The organism is Aquirufa sp. TARAVU-A1A (assembly GCF_054558675.1).
In genome coordinates this window covers 153,504-171,158 of the sequence record NZ_JBPXKP010000003.1, presented here as the reverse complement: position 1 = coordinate 171,158, position 17,655 = coordinate 153,504, and the positions used below count along the sequence as shown (strand labels likewise).

General features: G+C 40.3%; 15 protein-coding genes and 1 tRNA gene. 13 read left to right on the top strand and 3 right to left on the bottom strand.

From position 1 onward, the window contains the following. The first annotated feature begins 222 nt into the window (after positions 1-222). The 7 genes from V7S75_RS05225 (at position 223) to V7S75_RS05195 (ending at position 6,645) form a co-directional block, all read left to right on the top strand. The gene (locus tag V7S75_RS05225) at positions 223-1,464 is read left to right on the top strand and encodes a BT4734/BF3469 family protein (RefSeq protein WP_459511964.1); all 1,242 of its coding nucleotides are present in this window, start codon (positions 223-225) and stop codon (positions 1,462-1,464) included. 128 nt (positions 1,465-1,592) lie between these two features. After that, positions 1,593-2,342, top strand: coding sequence for a hypothetical protein (locus V7S75_RS05220; RefSeq protein ID WP_269014319.1), 750 nt, complete (start codon positions 1,593-1,595; stop codon positions 2,340-2,342). A 103-nt stretch (positions 2,343-2,445) separates the two neighbouring features. Continuing rightward, the gene (locus V7S75_RS05215) at positions 2,446-3,969 is read left to right on the top strand and encodes a DNA methyltransferase (protein ID WP_223143237.1); all 1,524 of its coding nucleotides are present in this window, start codon (positions 2,446-2,448) and stop codon (positions 3,967-3,969) included. A gap of 63 nt (positions 3,970-4,032) precedes the next feature. Continuing rightward, entirely contained in the window at positions 4,033-4,260 is a 228-nt protein-coding gene (locus V7S75_RS05210; RefSeq protein WP_459511962.1) for a hypothetical protein, read from the top strand. A 77-nt stretch (positions 4,261-4,337) separates the two neighbouring features. Beyond that, a complete protein-coding gene (locus V7S75_RS05205) occupies positions 4,338-4,595 on the top strand; it encodes a hypothetical protein (RefSeq protein ID WP_459511959.1) in 258 nt (85 codons plus the stop codon). Positions 4,596-4,744: 149 nt separating this feature from the next. Beyond that, entirely contained in the window at positions 4,745-5,113 is a 369-nt protein-coding gene (locus V7S75_RS05200) for a hypothetical protein (protein ID WP_459511957.1), read from the top strand. A 5-nt stretch (positions 5,114-5,118) separates the two neighbouring features. Next, positions 5,119-6,645: a tyrosine-type recombinase/integrase gene (locus V7S75_RS05195; RefSeq protein ID WP_459511955.1), complete on the top strand. Its 1,527-nt coding sequence runs from the start codon at positions 5,119-5,121 to the stop codon at positions 6,643-6,645. Positions 6,646-6,751: 106 nt separating this feature from the next. On the opposite strand, the gene V7S75_RS05190 is transcribed toward V7S75_RS05195, so the two are convergent. The 3 genes from V7S75_RS05190 to V7S75_RS05180 all read right to left on the bottom strand — a co-directional run bounded on the left by V7S75_RS05190 (position 6,752) and on the right by V7S75_RS05180 (position 9,173). After that, positions 6,752-6,823 (bottom strand) — tRNA-Arg (locus V7S75_RS05190). A gap of 12 nt (positions 6,824-6,835) precedes the next feature. Further along, positions 6,836-7,552: an RluA family pseudouridine synthase gene (locus V7S75_RS05185; RefSeq protein ID WP_377975361.1), complete on the bottom strand. Its 717-nt coding sequence runs from the start codon at positions 7,550-7,552 to the stop codon at positions 6,836-6,838. A 328-nt stretch (positions 7,553-7,880) separates the two neighbouring features. Further along, on the bottom strand, positions 7,881-9,173 hold the full coding sequence (locus V7S75_RS05180; protein WP_459511953.1) for an anhydro-N-acetylmuramic acid kinase: 1,293 nt from the start codon (positions 9,171-9,173) through the stop codon (positions 7,881-7,883). A gap of 75 nt (positions 9,174-9,248) precedes the next feature. Between V7S75_RS05180 and lhgO the strand changes: the two genes are divergently transcribed. From lhgO to ilvC, 6 genes are all read left to right on the top strand, one after another. Next, entirely contained in the window at positions 9,249-10,448 is a 1,200-nt protein-coding gene (lhgO, locus tag V7S75_RS05175; protein WP_459511952.1) for an L-2-hydroxyglutarate oxidase, read from the top strand. A gap of 211 nt (positions 10,449-10,659) precedes the next feature. Beyond that, on the top strand, positions 10,660-12,408 hold the full coding sequence (locus V7S75_RS05170) for an ABC transporter ATP-binding protein (protein ID WP_459511951.1): 1,749 nt from the start codon (positions 10,660-10,662) through the stop codon (positions 12,406-12,408). 100 nt (positions 12,409-12,508) lie between these two features. After that, positions 12,509-14,185, top strand: coding sequence for a dihydroxy-acid dehydratase (gene ilvD / locus V7S75_RS05165; protein WP_459511949.1), 1,677 nt, complete (start codon positions 12,509-12,511; stop codon positions 14,183-14,185). A gap of 85 nt (positions 14,186-14,270) precedes the next feature. Next, the gene (ilvB, locus tag V7S75_RS05160) at positions 14,271-16,013 is read left to right on the top strand and encodes a biosynthetic-type acetolactate synthase large subunit (RefSeq protein WP_459511947.1); all 1,743 of its coding nucleotides are present in this window, start codon (positions 14,271-14,273) and stop codon (positions 16,011-16,013) included. Between the two features lie 4 nt (positions 16,014-16,017). Further along, positions 16,018-16,548, top strand: a complete 531-nt coding sequence (gene ilvN / locus V7S75_RS05155) for an acetolactate synthase small subunit (RefSeq protein ID WP_459512332.1) — start codon at positions 16,018-16,020, stop codon at positions 16,546-16,548. Between the two features lie 32 nt (positions 16,549-16,580). Next, a complete protein-coding gene (gene ilvC, locus V7S75_RS05150; RefSeq protein WP_459511946.1) occupies positions 16,581-17,624 on the top strand; it encodes a ketol-acid reductoisomerase in 1,044 nt (347 codons plus the stop codon). Positions 17,625-17,655: the final 31 nt, after the last annotated feature.

Sequence of the window (17,655 nt, the reverse complement as noted above, 5' to 3'; positions counted from 1 at the left end):
GGTACGACAAAAACCTCCTTTAAATTACAGGAAGTGGGGTTAGATTTCTTAGCAATTCCTTAGCATTGGAGCCTTCCCTTTTTTATTCATTTTCGATATATTTATTAAAAAGGTAAGAATTAGTTTGTAGTGGAGCTGATTTATACCATAAAGATTTAGAGTACTCCCCCTCATTAAAGTAACCGTCCACTACCGGTGAAATAGTGAGGGATTTTTATTTACATGTTTTCTTATTTCAATGGTGGTATTAAAAACATTTACCCAAAAAGACATATCGACTTATCTACACTGGTAAGGTTGATAAAGAATAATCCTGAGAAATTTAAAATCGAAAAGGTTCGAGAACTTAGAAGAACCGGAATGGATTATTCAACCCCTAAGAGTTACCTACCTTACATTACACCCAATTGTTTGGTAAGGATTCGGAATCTAAAAGAATCGGACTATAATCTGATTGCACCATCATCGTACATCTACTTTGATATTGATGATTATCCCAATTCTCAAAAACTAAAAGACCGGTTCATCGATGAATACGGTCACCTAGCTTCTCTTATATGTATATCATGTAGTGGAGGTGGGATTTCTATCTTCTTCAAGGTGACCAATATTCTCAAGAACGAGAATGATTTTCTTATTGCTCGGCAATACATAATTGATAACATATTGGTTAATGAGAAAATAGATACCAATGCTGGTGGTATTGCACGTGCTATGTTTATATCCTCAGACCCTGATTTATTCTATAACTACGAGAATGAAATCGAGATACCGATGGAATCATTTAAAAAGGGCAGGAATAAGGTAGTTAACTGCCGGTTGAAAGATAAAATATATAATGGTGATATGATACGTATCCATTGTGCACCTCAAGAACTTTTTATACCTATTCCAATCAAGGAAGTTTTAGAGCAATTGATACTGGAAACACCAGTAAATGTAAAGAATCCAGTAGTAGATTATAATGAAGTTAATTACGTTGAGATACGTTTTCAATATCTAATAAAGGATGATTTGAAACATAAGACGTTTACCAGTATGATTCATAAGTTAATATTCCTTAATCCGGTTGCCGATAAACATTTACTCCTATCATATCTATATCATGTGAATGAGGAATATACAGGTAATAAGAAGATGGAGCTACGTGAACTGATGGGTTTATTTGATACCGTATATAATGGTGCAACATTCCTTGGAAACTCTAAGGTCAAGCCGGTCTTAAAGCGTATCCATTACAATAAGAACTGTGATGCTACATTTAACAAACGTAAGGTGTCCGGTAAGATTGGAGGGGTATTAAAAGAGAACGAAAGCAAGCTGAAAATTAGGGCCACAATTGAGGAGATGGAAGCCAAAGGTATCCCCATTTCCAAGTCAAGTATATCCAAATATTCAGGAATTCACCGGGGAACTATCATAAAACACATGGATACGGACCTTCATGACATAAAAAAATTATAGACGAAATCAACGATTCAATTGAATAGTGGCACATTTGGTCTTCGTTTAAATTACAAGAAGAAAAAAGTTGACAAAATAATTTGTATGAAAATAAAACTTCATATACATTTGTAAAAAATTACAAGGGAATGAAAAATAAGGATTCGGATAATAAGGAGGTAAAGAATAAAAACCTTAAGATGTTGACAGAGGATTTGGCAACATTAGACTTCATTAATGGGAAGTCATTCATGGCATTTCCCGCTGATGAAATTGAAGGTATGACATTACCTCAAATGATTTCTGCATACGAGTCAGGTAAGTTCTCCGCTAATATTTTAGATGGGTTCAGAAAGAAGGTGTTTGCTGAACGTGATAGACTGGTTCAAGATGTTTTGAATTTTTACACATCGAAACTTGAATTCAAAGATTCTGAGTCTTCGATGTCACCGGAAGAAATATTTCAAGTAATTGAAGAAAAGAAGATTCGCGTAAGACGACTAACAATGGTTCTTAAACCTGATTGCTATCAAACGATTACCAAGAAGGCTAACGGTGATGAATATGACTTGGTCAAACTAAACTGGATTGATGATGACGGTAACAAGTTCATCAAGGTCTCGAAGACTTTTGGCTTGAAAGGAAAATTGGGTTTAGAGTTTTCCATGAAAAAAGTACTTAAAGACTACCTCATGACTGAAGCTGAACAAGTAACGGATTGGAAACAATTACAAAAGTTTGCCAGAGCAGTTAGAGCTGACCATGTTGCATCAATTGATGGTAAGGCGTGGGTTTTTGAGTTCAAACTTAGTGACAAGAACGAGTTCATCAAAACAGCGTTAAGGTTTGAGTTGTGGGATAACTACTATCAAACATATCTTAACACAGGAAAGAATTAAAAAAAACGAGACGGATGAAAGTCCGTTTTTTAAGACCCAAATATGGTTGACAAAATATTTTACCAACTTTTAATCAGATTTATTAACAATTAAATTTTAACGCATGAAAAATGTAATTAATGTTGAAGTTATCGAAGTCGATAATATCAAAATTCACCCTTTGCTTGAGCAATTTGTGAAACCAAAAAAGAAGGACCACATCGAATACACCATGAATCGATTGGGTCAGTTTACACCACTACTTGGTAATCTTGTTGGAGATACCTTTTATGTTACAGACGGAATCGTCAGATTGGAAGTTGCGAAATCCTTAGGATTGAAAACTTTGCAATGTCTGCACATTAACATTCCTGATGAGGATGTGGTAAAAATCAGATTAACCAGTAATCAGCGAACCAAAATGTCATACAGTGAGATGATGCATTATGGAGAGCATATGTTAGGACTTATCGGGAAATCTCAAGGTAAGAAAAGAGATTTAATGGGTTTTGATTTTATCGACAAGGATGAACATTATGGACTTATTGGTAAAGGGAGATGGGAGTTGGTTTGCCACTTGCTAGACCTTTCAATTTGTGCATCAACATTAAGAAAGTTAATGGAAATCAAATGGTTTGAAGATGAGAATCCAGGGAATAAGGTAGGAATTATGGCTGGATTGGAAAATGGACTATTTACCATCTCAAAAGCACATGATTTACTTGAAGATAAGATTAAGAAAGAATCTAAAATCGAGGAGAGAAAACGTAGAGACTATGAAGGAAAAGTAAATGACGTCAGCTTTCATTTGTTCAACACTTCGTCATTTGACCTATCAAATATCCCTGATGGAAGTATGAGAATGTTCATCCAATCACCACCATATTTTCAGCTTCGTGAATACAGAAATCAACCTGATTATTTTATCCATGGTCAGGAAGAAACCTTGGCTGATTACATTAAGAACGAGGTTAAGTTTTATCAAGGAGCTAAAAGAAAGTTGCTTCCAAATGGAGTGATTGTGATTATCATTGGTGAGACTTACAGAGATGGTTATCAAGGTGTTTGTACCAAATTAGAAACTGCACTTGCTGAGGATGGGTGGTATATCCATGATGTAAACACATTTGTGAAGACAAATCAAAAGGCTACACCTCACGTGGCAAGATTTCTGAATTCAAAAGAAACCATCATCGTAGCAGGTTTAAAACCAGCAAATGAAACGTTATTTAATGACGTTACAAGACCCTCTTCAATTGGTGAGTTCAAAGTGATTCCTGGTTCATCAAGAACAACGGGAGGTAAAGGTTATTCAATGGCATCTCCTGAGTCATCAATTACTAATGTCTTTATTGAGTCAGTATTTCAAAAGTCAGAATACGCAGATGTGGAAGATGAATTTTATCACCAAGCTCCTACATCAGTTAACATTTATGAGAAATTCATCCTTGGGTATAGTAATCCGGGTGAAAATGTAGGGGATTTATTCGTAGGCAGTGGCTCAGGACTGGAATCGGCAATTTTAAATGGTAGAAATGGGTTCGGGTGGGACGTTGACCATGAGTCAATTGATTTTTGTAATAAACGTCTTACAAAGCGTCTTGAAGAAAGAGAACAAGCGAAAATCGAATTATCGATTGCCGCATAAAGATAGTGCCAACCTTGGAGTGTATAAATTTCAAACTCCGCTAAACAATTTAAATTTTATATTATGAAAAAAGTTACCGCTGTGTGCTCATTTTCCATTTTTTGTTACACACAAGTTGATGTATCGGATGATTTTGAGTTTGAATCTTCTGACCCCTCTGAGAGAATTGATGAATTGGAGTCTCTTTTGGGTGTAAGATTTGATGAACTTATTCCTGAGCCTCAAGTGAAAGCACATGAATCTATTAATGATTTGACTTTTGATATGTGGTATGATGTCTCCCTGGACTAATTATTAACGGCAGATTAAAGAGAAAAATTGGGATTTACAGGTGTTGAATCTCTCATTAAAGTTTCAAAAAATAGTATATGAAATCACAAAATTTTAACAAAGACAAACGATTAGTCAAAGAACAACTTGAGAAAAGAGGATTTGATTTTAAGTTAAAAATCTTTTTAGAAACAAATAGAGGATTTTTGGAGAAACGAGGTCGATTCTTTAGTGATGAAGATTGGGAGAAACAAATGAAATTATATGATAGGATGGTACTTGAATACAGAAATCACCCTGTGTACTATGTTATCAAAAAATCTCCCAATATGGTACATCACAAAAAAGTTAAATGACAATTTGAAGTACCAATATGAAATTAAAGGGACTTGAAATGTAATCGTTATTTATTGAGTTTTAATTAAGAAAAGCTGGTAAAACCCAATGCAGTTGAAAATACAGAAAAGGCTTATAATTGCACTGAATGTCCTTTTTGTATTAAATATTGCTTCCAATTAAAGGACATAAAGTGAAAACAAATAATGAAGTTTTTGTGGATTTGAAGGAGGCTATCCAACCAAGAGGCTTCCATTCAAACCTTGGTTACAACCAAGGTACTACAAGAATTTCTATTAAAGAGTTACACGTTAAAAAAGGATACCACTGCAAGCTAAATGACATTCTTTTTTTCTGTCAAAAAATAGAAAATGGAGAAGTATTAGAACCAATTGAAGTCAATCAAAATAACCTGATTGTAGATGGGGTAAAACGATACTTTGCCTACAAAAGGTTGAAGTATAGCTTCGTTCAAATTAAGGGAAGTAATGTGTTCATTGAGGAGTTCATAGTCGAAGGATTTAAAATTATTAAGTAAGAGTCATGTACCAGTTTTTTTCATTAAGAAAGTCTCAAAAAGACAAGAACACAGGAACCATCATTGAAAGTATTTTCGATGATAGAACACCTTTATCAAGAAAGTCTATTGGTTATAAAATACCGGTTAAACTTTGGGATGGGAACAATGAAAAAGTTAAGGTGAACGAAGAGGTGGATTACATTCTAATCAACAGTAGGATTCAAATGTTAAAAAACCAATTCAGTCAAAAAATTAAAACGCAGAAGAAATTTGACTACCAAACACCTACGTTAGTTGCTGAGAAAGAGATATGTTTTATTGAGTTCTGCAGGGAGATACTGGTAAAGGATTACGATTCTATCGCAACCCAAAACAAGTACACCACCATCGTCAATTCTGTGGTTCTCTTCATCAAGGACCGCTACAACTTAGATAGACTTCCAATTGAAATTTTGCGTCGGTTTGACTTTATATATGAGTATGCGATATTCATAGCAAAGCAAACCAATCGAATTAAGGACCCAACCGCTACAAAGAAAAACAACACGAGGTTCAATTACATTGTGGTAATCCAAACTCTTGTGAGGAAGTTTAATCAACACCATCCACATCTTGAAACGATAAAGACAGACCATTACATTATCCAAGTACCCAAAAAGAACTTGGAGAAGATTAAGTCTCGCATGTTGAAAAAGGATGAAATAGATAAGATTATCAACTATCAAGAAATGGATGGTAAAAAGAGAATCAAGACAATGGAAGGTAAGTACCAGTTCCTTTTTCAATTTTTTACCTCAGGTCTTCGTGTATCAGATATTCTGCTAATGAACTTTAAACATTTCGTAGATGGACGACTTGAATTGATTATTCAAAAGAACGATGATTTGTTATCCGTTCCATTCTCCTTCAAATCTGCGAAACTACTGTCTTACTTTTATCCAATGGAATTTCAACGAGCCTTGGAATTAAATCCAATTGGTCAGTTAAATCTTAGCGTGAGAGAATTGGAAACATTACTCAATATCCATACCGAGAAGAATTTCGGTTCCTTGACGGTTTTGGACGTTGTCAATCTTAACAACCATCTTAAAAGAAACAAGTTTGATGATTACAGTGAGGAGGTAATGATTATAGAAGGTTTAATCCGTAGAATGGAGTCAATGGTTGCCTACTCAATGTGTGAAATTATGGGGGAGAAAGAACCGGGACATGTGTTTGATTATCTCCCATATGAGGAATTTAAAGATTTGAAGATTTTTGACAAGAAAAGGTTGAACAGAGACCAAATAAAATTACTGACAAGAGGTCGTTCCCGATATAACTCAAAATTGCGAAGAATCGGAAGAGATTTGGGTATTAAGGAACTTTCAAGTCATGTTAGTCGCCATTCATTTGCTTACCACATGTTAGAGAGTGGTGCTTCAATTGAGCAGATTTCATTCGCCCTTGGTCACGCAACGGTTCAACAAACACAAGGGTATTTGAAGCAATTTCCACAGAAATTTGCTGATAAGGCAATCAAAGTTTTCGAGGACAGTTTTGAATTATAATTCACACTTGCTACACAAATCTGCTACACAAGTTCCCTTTTAACCTAAAATGCAAAAGGACATCTCATTACGAAATGTCCTTTTTTGTTGACCTGAGGTCATTTTGTAGCCCCGGCAGGAATCGAACCTGCATCTTAGGTACCGGAAACCTACATTCTATCCATTGAACTACGGAGCCAGGGTTGCAAATTTACGAATACTTCTCCAATTGTCTTACCAAGACATTGAAATCTTTTGGGTAGGGAGCCTCTACCGTAATCGGGCTTCCATCCATTAAGTTGAAACTCAAACTATGTGCATGCAAGGCCACGCGACGCATCAATGGACGCTCCTCTGTATCTTTTTTCAAATGAAAATTTCGTTTCAAATCCGAGAGATAAACATCCTTTCCGCCATACATTTCATCCGCCACAATGGGCGCATGTAAACAAGTTAGGTGAATGCGGATTTGGTGCATTCGTCCCGTAATGGGCATGCATTCCACTAAGGTATATCCTTTGTAAACTTTTAAGGAACGAAACCATGTTTCTGCGTGCTTGCCGTTGGATCGCGCGATGATTACTTTCCCATCTTTGAGGGGGAGGATGGGTAAATTCACCAACATGCCATCCCAGTCGTGCATGCCTTCCACCACCGCATGATAACGTTTCGCGGTTTCCCGATGTTCAAATTGCATGGAAATATGTCGGTAAGCCTCCGGGTTTTTGGCAATGACCAATGCGCCAGTGGTTTCCTTATCCAAACGATGTCCCACCTGTGCATCCTCCGAATAAACTTTCGCCATCCGTAGGATACTCGGCGCATAATCATCCTTCCGCTCATCCAAGGTCGCAATGCCTGAGGGCTTGTTGATGACAATGAAGTCCTCGTTTTCAAAAAGGATGTAATCTTGTAATTTGTATTTCATATATCAGTTGCTAGTCGCCAGTCACTAGTCGCTAGTGTTTAGTCCGAAGTCACTAGTCCGGAGGCAAATAAATTTGTAATCGTTTAATCAAAATTTGTAGCCCCAGACTTCAGTCTGGGGTCCCTAGGCTAAAGCCTAGGGTTTTAAATGTAGTCGCTAGTCTTTAGTCCGAAGTCCGAAGTCAATACTCCGGAGGATAATTTATTAATCTGTCGTCAGTCACTAGTCGCTAGTCCGTAGTCAATAGTCCAGAGGATAAATTCACCTCAAACATCTTTCTTTTAAACACTAAATTCTTATCCAACGTCTAATGTCTAATGTCCAACGTCTAATTAGGTAAACTAATCTTCCCCATCGTCATCCAAGGCGAATCTCCCAAACGTCGGTCGCGCGCCACACCCGGATCTAGCAAGGTTTCATTGGCCAACAAAGCAAATAAAACCGCCTCTTTGGCCGCAGATTCAATTCCCAAAACCGAGGAATCTTGTACAATAAAACCGGGTAATAATGCGCGCAAATGCTCCATGATTAAGGGATTTCTTGCTCCACCACCACTCGCAAATATGTTACCTGTCGTAATTTTGGTATAAGTTTGAATGGCCAATGCAATGCTTTCTGCCGTAAACCGAGTTAATGTCGCCATAACGTCTTCCGAAGAAATACCTGCCGGCGCTAATGATTTCACTTGTGCTAAATTAAAATATTCTGGCCCCGTACTCTTTGGGAAGGCTTCTTTGAAAAAAGATAAATCCATCAATGCGCTTAAGAATTCCGTATTTACTTTTCCCGATCGCGCTATCTGCGCATCTTCATCAAAACTTTTTCCCGGATAATGCGCCCGCACCCACGCATCAATTAAGGTGTTTCCTGGACCCGTATCTGTTACTAATATACCTTTGGGGTCTTGATTCGCGGGCAAAAAGGTGAAATTCCCAATGCCACCCATGTTCAGTAAAATCCGATCTTCTCCGGCTTTGGTAAACAAAAAATAATCCCCAAACATTGCCAAAGGAGCACCTTCTCCACCTGCCGCAACATGTTTTTGACGAAAATCAGAAAGGGTAATAATTCCTGTTAAATGTGCCAAATGATCCCCATCCCCAATTTGCAATGTTGAATGCGGAAAATGGCCCGAGCGGTCCGGTCGGTGCATAACAGTTTGTCCATGTGAGGCCAAAGCATCCACATCCGAGGGCTGAATTCCCCAGCGTTGCAATGTTTGCAAAATAATGTCGGCATGTGTCCGCGCGATTTGCGCGTTCAAGGTGCATAAACTCGGGAAATGAATGTTTTCCTTCGCAAATACCGCTCGAATGGCCGCTTTAAAATCTTCCTCAAACGGAACCGAGTCAAAATGCAATACCTCGCATTGTGTCTGTAAGCCTTGACCGCTGAAACGACATAAAGCCAAATCCAGGCCGTCGAGGGAGGTCCCCGACATCAATCCCAAAATAATTCGGGATGGCTTTTGCGCCATGCGATACAATTGTTCAATCTGTGGATTCAAGGCTTTTGTGCTTATCCCCTCAGCTTCGCCAATCCTCGAAGGTTTGGCGAAGCTACAAATGAGGGAGCACAAAGCTACAAAAAAATCACCCATGCTATTTCGAATATTCGTCATTACCTGATAATTAATTGATAATTCCCCGCCTCGATTTCGTATCTTTGAGGCTTAGTTATTTCACTCATCCACTTTATGGCATTAGATGTAATTATCGTCGGCGGAGGCATCGTGGGCCTCGCGACAGCTCACCGCTTATTGGAATCAAATCCCGCATTGAAAATCGCCCTTTTCGAAAAAGAGAAAATGGTGTCCATGCATCAAACCGGAAATAATTCCGGCGTTATCCACTCAGGTTTATACTACAAGCCGGGTTCTTTAAAGGCCAAAAATTGCATTGAAGGGTATCACCAATTAATCGATTATTGCCAAAAAGAAGAAATTCCTTTCGAATTGACCGGGAAAATTGTTGTGGCTAGCACGCAAGACCAACGAGTTCAATTGGAGAATTTATTTCAACGAGGCCAACAAAATGGATTGGATGGATTGAAGAAGTTAAGTTTAGAGGAAATGCGCGAGCACGAACCGCATGTCATCGGAGTCGAGGGGATGTGGGTGCCACAAACAGGTATCGTGGATTACCGTGCCGTAGCTGCCAAATTAGCGCAAGGCATTCAGGCGAAAGGCTGCGAACTACACCTAGGAGAAAAAGTAACCGATATTACCAAAGGGCTTAGTTATTCCATCGTGGAAACGGATAAAGCTGTTTATGAAGCGAAATTGATTATCAATTGCGCCGGTTTGTATTCGGATCAAGTGGCTCAATGGACACAAAAAGAGCCTTTGGATGTGCGCATTGTGCCGTTCCGTGGTGAATATTTCAAATTGAGAAAAGATAAAGAGTCCTTGGTGAAGAACTTGATTTACCCGGTGCCTGATCCGAATTTCCCATTCTTAGGCGTTCATTTTACCCGCATGATGCGTGGTGGGGTAGAGGCTGGACCGAATGCCGTATTGGCCTTTAAAAAAGAAGGATACAAGAAATTAGGAATCAATGCCAAAGAACTTTGGGATACCCTAACATGGCCTGGCTTCCAAAAAGTAGCGGCTAAATATTGGGAAACGGGCCTCGGAGAAATGTACCGAAGCTTCTCCAAAGAAGCGTTTACCAAAGCACTTCAAGGGTTAATTCCCGAAATTCAAATTGACGATTTAGTTGAGGGAGGTGCCGGTGTACGTGCCCAAGCTTGTGATCGAAATGGCGGTTTGCTCGATGATTTCTCCATCGTGCAAGACGAAAAAGTAATTAATATATTAAATGCGCCTAGTCCCGCGGCTACTTCGTCTTTGTCGATAGGTAAAACGGTGGCGGAAATGGCGTTGGGAAGGTTTTAGTAACCAAAATGTAGAGACGCGATACTTCGCGTCTTAAAAAATAAATAGACGCAAGGTGTCGCGTCTCTACGCTAAATAGACGCGAGGTATCGCGTCTCTACGCAAACCAGACGCGAAGTATCGCGTCTCTACGCAAACCAGACGCGAAGTATCGCGTCTCTACAATTATTATACGTGCCCTGTCGCGTATTTAAAATGATTTGTCAACAACATGAAACTATTACTAAAATACCTCTCTCAATACCGCTGGCGCGTTTTCGCGGCATTAGGTCTTGCGGCTACCAATCAGATTTTCTCTTTGATGGATCCATACATCTTCCGGAAAATCATCGATGATGTAGCGGCGGTCTATCACGCAGAAACGCATACGATGTCCCAATTCGTGGATGCGATTTGGCCTTTAGCCTTAGCATCCGTGGGCGTTGCCTTCGTGAGTCGAGTGGCCAAAAACTTCCAAGACTACATGATCAATACCGTAACTCAAAAGGTCGGTGCGAATCTGTATTCAGATGGAATTAGACACTCTTTGGAATTGCCTTATGAAACATTTGAAGACCAACGTTCCGGTGAAACTTTGGGGAAATTGCAAAAGGTACGTGTCGACGTTGAAAAATTGATCACCTTAGGTATCAACATCCTTTTTCAATCGGTCATTGCCTTGGTATTCATCTCCGTTTATGCCTTTTCTGTGCATTGGATGGTCATGCCCTTGTTTCTCGTTACGGGTCCATTGATTGCCTGGGTTTCTTCTGTATTAAGTAAGAAAATCAAAGTCATTCAAATTGAGATCGTTAAGGAATCAACAGGCCTAGCGGGTTCTACGACCGAATCTTTGCGCAACATCGAATTGGTGAAATCACTCGGTTTGGCCGAGCAAGAAATTGCCCATTTGAATGCGACTACAGAGAAAATTCTCAAGTTGGAGCTGAAAAAAGTACGTTACGTGCGCTCGATGGCTTTTGTGCAAGGGACATGTGTGAACTTACTTCGCATGCTCATGGTGGTTGTCTTGATTTATTTAATCTACAAGGGTCAAATCACGATCGGTCAATTTTATTCGTTGAACATCTATTCCTTCTTCCTTTTCAATCCTTTACAGGAAATTGGGAATGTGGTAAATACCTTCCGCGAGGCCGAGGTGTCACTACAGAATTTTGAAACCATCTTGTCGATTCCTGGTGAGAAGAAGCCGGAAAATCCAAAGGCAATTACGCACATTCAGGATTTGACATTTGATCATGTTTCGTTCCAACATCAATCCGCGACCCAAGAAGCATTATCCGATATCTCCTTCCAAGTCAAAGGTGGAGAGACGATTGCTTTTGTGGGACCTTCGGGTGCTGGTAAATCGACCTTGGTGAAATTGTTGGTAGGTCTTTACCGACCGAAAAAAGGACAGGTATTCTACAATGGCGAAGCGGGCGATGCGATTGATTTTGATCAATTGCGCAAGAAAATTGGCTTTGTAACCCAAGATACACAATTGTTTTCCGGCTCTATTCGTGAAAATTTATTGTTCGTCAATCCCAATGCGACCGATGCACAATGCATGGAGGTGTTGGAAAAAGCAGCCTGCCAAAGTTTATTAGCCCGTGCCGATAAAGGTTTGGATTCATTAATTGGTGAAGGAGGGGTAAAAGTGTCCGGCGGTGAAAAGCAACGACTAAGTATCGCTCGAGCCTTATTGCGTGATCCTAACTTATTGGTTTTCGACGAAGCGACTTCTGCTTTGGATTCCTTAACGGAAGAAGAGATTTCGGAAACGATTCGTGCGGTTTCGCAGGCATCAGAACATTTGACTATCTTGATTGCGCACCGTTTATCGACCATCATGCATGCAACACGTATTTATGTGTTGGAGAAAGGTAAGGTAGTCGAATCAGGGAATCATGATAGTTTGCTGGCCGACAAAGGTTTATACTATGCCATGTGGCGTCAGCAAGTAGGGGAAAACAAATAATTTATTTTGTATTTCCTTGATTGGCCATATATTGTTTGGCAATCCTTTGGCTTGAACAAATAGGATTGCGTATATTTGTTGTTTGTAAAAATTTACTCGTATGTCATTAAATAAATTCTCAAGAACACTTACACAAGAAGTGACAAATCCGGCGGCGAAAGCGATGCTTTATGGCATTGGATTGACTCCAGAGGATATGAACAAGGCTCAAATCGGTATCGCAAGTACAGGTTATGAGGGTAATCCGTGTAATATGCACTTGAATGGTTTATCTGTTCACGTGAAGAAAGGGATTCAAGAGAATGGCATGGTGGGTTTGATTTTTCACACCATTGGAGTATCGGATGGTATGACAAACGGGAATGATGGGATGAGTTATTCCTTGCCCTCTCGTGATATTATCGCAGATTCTATTGAAAATGTTGTGGGTGCGCAATGGTATGATGGCGTGATCGCTGTCGTAGGTTGCGACAAAAATATGCCTGGTGCTATGATGGCTTTGGCACGTGTGAACCGACCAGGTATGTTGGTTTACGGCGGAACCATTCGTTCCGGTTCTTACAAAGGAGAAAAATTAGACATTGTTTCAGCTTTTGAAGCTTTAGGGAAGAAATATGCAGGAAACATTTCCGATGAAGATTATGAAGGTGTAATTCGTAATTCGATTCCGGGTCCTGGGGCTTGTGGTGGTATGTACACAGCGAATACGATGGCTTCTTCCATGGAGGCTATGGGTTTGGTTTTGCCAAATTCATCTACGTATCCAGCGACGCACGAAGGCAAAAAAGCCGAGTGTTTGGCAATTGGTGCAGCGATGAAGGTGTTATTGGAGAAAAATATTTGTCCACGTGACATCATGACACGCAAAGCATTCGAAAATGCGATGACTGTCGTAATGGCCTTGGGCGGAAGTACGAATGCTGTTTTACACTATTTGGCGATTGCGCATTCGGCTGGTGTTGAATTTAGTTTGAAAGATATTCAAGCGATTTCTGATCGTACGCCGTTATTGGCAGATTTGAAACCGTCTGGTAAATACTACATGGAAGATGTGTTGGCAATCGGAGGAATGCCAGCTATTTTGAAATATTTATTGAAAGAAGGATTCTTGCATGGGGAGTGTTTAACCGTTACGGGAAAGACAATGGCGGAGAATCTTGCTGATGCGCCGGATTTGAATTTTGAGACACAAAAAATTGTGTACCCGATCTCGAATCCAATGAAGCCAACGGGTCACTTGCAAATTTTATATGGCAATTTGGCCACAGAAGGAGCGGTAGCTAAGATCACAGGAAAAGAGGGTGAGCGTTTTGAGGGAATTGCCAAAGTTTGTGAGCGTGAGGAAGAGGTGATGGAATTCTTATCAAAAGGAGAAATTAAAGCGGGTCATGTTGTCGTTATTCGTAACGAAGGCCCAAAAGGGGGGCCAGGAATGCCAGAAATGTTGAAGCCAACTTCTGCTTTGATGGGAGCTGGATTAGGTAATTCAGTTGCGATGATCACAGATGGTCGTTTCTCGGGAGGTACCCATGGATTTGTGGTAGGCCACGTCACGCCGGAAGCACAAGAAGGTGGAAATATCGGTTTGGTAAAAGATGGGGACAAGATTACCATTGATGCGGTCGATAACAAAATCATCTTGCATGTATCTGATGAAGAATTAGCAGAACGCCGGAAAGCTTGGAAACCACGTGTTTCACCGCATACATCCGGAGTTTTGCGTAAGTATATAAAGAATGTTGCCTCAGCCAGCCAAGGTTGTGTAACAGATTTGTAAAAAATCAACAATTCAATTTTTTTCTAAAGCACGAAGGCTTAAATTAGCTATTCGTTTTAGAATTGAGACAAAATAGTAAAAGACCATGGGACAAACCCAAACCCAACCCGCTGATTCAAAACAACCCGAGCAGAAGAAATTCTTGACGGGGGCACAGGCTATTATGGAGTCGTTGGTCGCGCAAGGGGTTACAACTATTTTCGGATACCCAGGTGGGGCTATTATGCCTACTTATGATGCTTTATATGATTATCAAGATCGTTTAAAGCATATTTTGGTGCGCCATGAACAAGGTGCAGGACATGCTGCCCAAGGGTATGCTCGTATGCTCAATAAGGCGGGTGTTTGCATGGTGACTTCAGGTCCGGGTGCAACCAATTTAATTACGCCGATTGCCGATGCGATGTTGGATTCAACACCTTTGGTATGTATCGTAGGCCAAGTAAAAGGAAATTTATTAGGAACGGATGCTTTTCAAGAATGTGATTTGATTGGTATTTCCATGCCGGTAACCAAATGGAATTACCAGGTGATGGATCCGAATGAGATTCCTGAAATCATTGCAAAAGCATTTTACATTGCGGAATCTGGCCGACCAGGTCCTGTCTTAATTGATATTACGCGTACGGCACAGTCGGAAATGATGACTGAACCATTTGAATATAAACCATGTACGTCGATTATTTCGTACAAACCTCGTGTGGAGCCGAAACAAGAACATGTGGAGGCTGCTGCCAAACTGATTAATTCTGCCAAGAAACCGTATATTTTAGCGGGTCATGGTGTGTTAATTGCTGGCGCGGAGGCGGAATTGAATGCCTTGGTTGACAAGGCGGGTATTCCCGTTGCGACGACCCTTTTGGGCATGTCGGCGATGGATGCAGATCACCCCATGTATGTGGGCTGGCCAGGTATGCACGGAAATTACGGTGCGAATGTCTTGACAAATTCTTGTGACGTATTGATTGCGATCGGGATGCGTTTTGATGACCGTATTACGGGAGATTTATCAACTTATGCGAAACAAGCTAAAGTTGTTCATATTGAAATTGACCCGGCTGAAATCGATAAAAATGTGAAAGCAGATGCTCCCGTTGTGGGTGATGCCAAAGCAGCTTTACAAGCTTTGTTGCCTTTGATTAAGCCAGCGGAGCATTTAGAATGGCGCGCGGAGTTTGATCATTATTTCAAAGAAGAACACGAGAAAATCACGCTGAAAGATGTTTTCCATGAAGGAGATCAAATTAAAATGGGCGAGGCGATTGCGATGATGTCCGACAAGACGAAAGGTGAGGCGGTTGTGGTGACGGATGTAGGCCAACATCAGATGGTGACGAATCGTTACTATCGATTTAAGAAAAGAAATTCGATTGTTACTTCAGGTGGTGCCGGTACGATGGGCTTTGCCTTGCCAGCGGCTTTCGGTGCGAAAGTTGCCGTGCCAGAACGTGAGGTTGTGGCGGTGATCGGTGATGGTGGTTTCCAAATGACCTTACAGGAGTTAGGAACCATTGCGCAGAGTAAACTTCCAGTGAAGATTATCATTTTGAATAATAACTTCTTAGGGATGGTTCGCCAGTGGCAAGAGCTATTCCATGCGCGTCGTTATTCATTTGTTGAGTTAGAAAATCCAGATTTCATTACGATTGCCAAAGGTTTTGGAATTCCAGGACATACGGTAACGGATCGTAATTTATTGAGTGAGTCCTTGGATACCTTATTGAATTCAGAGACTCCTTATTTATTGGAAATTGTTTGTGAAAAAGAAGGGAATGTATTCCCGATGGTGCCTGCGGGCAGTACTGTAACCAACGTAAGGCTCGAGTAATATGTTGACAAATTATACATTATCCGTATTTACCACAAATACAGTCGGTTTGCTGAATCGAATTACAATCATCTTCACGCGTCGTCGCTTGAATATTGAGAGTTTAACGGTTTCGGAAACAGAACGGCGTGGGGTTTCACGTTTCACGATTGTGATTCGGAGTGAAAATCGTGATGTCGTGGAAAAGTTAGTGCGCCAAATCCGTAAGGTAACGGACGTATTAGCGGTGTATGGCTATTTGGATGATGAGATTATCTTCAATGAGGTAGCTTTGTTCAAGTTAGCTACTCCATTAGGAGGTGAGCCGATTGACGTGAAAACGATCAATTTGGATTGGAATGCCAAAGTGGTTCATTGGGGATTGGAATATGTTGTGGTGGAGAAAAATGGAACCGAAGAAGAATTAGGAGAATTTTATAACTACTTGAAAAAGTGGGAAATTTTAGAGTACATCAAATCCGGTCGGATTGCCGTAGGTAAAACGGAAAAAGGATTAGTTGAATTTCTTCCCGAGGGTAATTGGGAAATAGTATAATCGAAATAGTATATAAATTAAAAAACAAAAAAATGGCAAAGATTAATTTCGGTGGAGTTGTTGAAGACATCGTAACAAGAGAAGAGTTCCCATTAGAGAAAGCTAGACAAGTATTAGCTGATCAAACAATCGCAGTAATTGGTTACGGCGTGCAAGGTCCAGGACAAGCATTGAACATGAAAGACAATGGTCTGAATGTGATTGTAGGTCAACGTAAAGGAAAAACATATGACAAAGCTGTCGCTGATGGTTGGGTTCCAGGTGTGACTTTATTTGAAATTGAAGAGGCTTTGGAAAAAGGAACAATCATTTGTTACTTACTTTCAGATGCGGCTCAAATCGAATTATGGCCTACGGTTAAGAAATATTTGACTGCTGGTAAGTCACTTTATTTCTCTCATGGATTCGGAATCACGTACAAAGAGAAAACAGGTATTGTTCCTCCAGCTGATGTGGACGTTTTCTTAGCTGCTCCAAAAGGATCAGGTACGTCATTACGTCGTTTGTTCGTAGCTGGTAAAGGCTTAAACTCTTCTTTCGCAGTATATCAAGATGCGTCTGGAAAAGCACGTGAGAAATGTATCGCCATGGCAATCGGTGTAGGTTCAGGATATTTATTCGAAACTGATTTCTACAAAGAAGTTACCTCTGACTTAACAGGTGAGCGTGGTACTTTGATGGGTGCTATCCAAGGTATCTTTGCAGCACAATACGAAGTATTGCGTGAGAATGGTCACTCACCTTCAGAAGCTTTCAACGAAACAGTAGAAGAATTGACGCAGTCATTGATGCCATTAGTTGCTGAAAATGGAATGGATTGGATGTATGCCAACTGCTCTACAACAGCTCAACGTGGTGCTTTGGATTGGTGGAAGCCATTCCGTGATGCATCGAAGCCTGTATTCGAGAAATTATACAACTCTGTAAAAACACAAGCGGAGGCGGCTCGTTCAATCGATTTGAACTCGCAACCGGATTACCGTGTGAAATTAGAAGCTGAATTACAAGAAATGCGTGATTCAGAAATGTGGAGAGCGGGAGCTGCTGTACGTAGCTTACGTCCTGAAAACAACTAAATTTTATTTAGTTTTGATTGAGTCGCCCGGG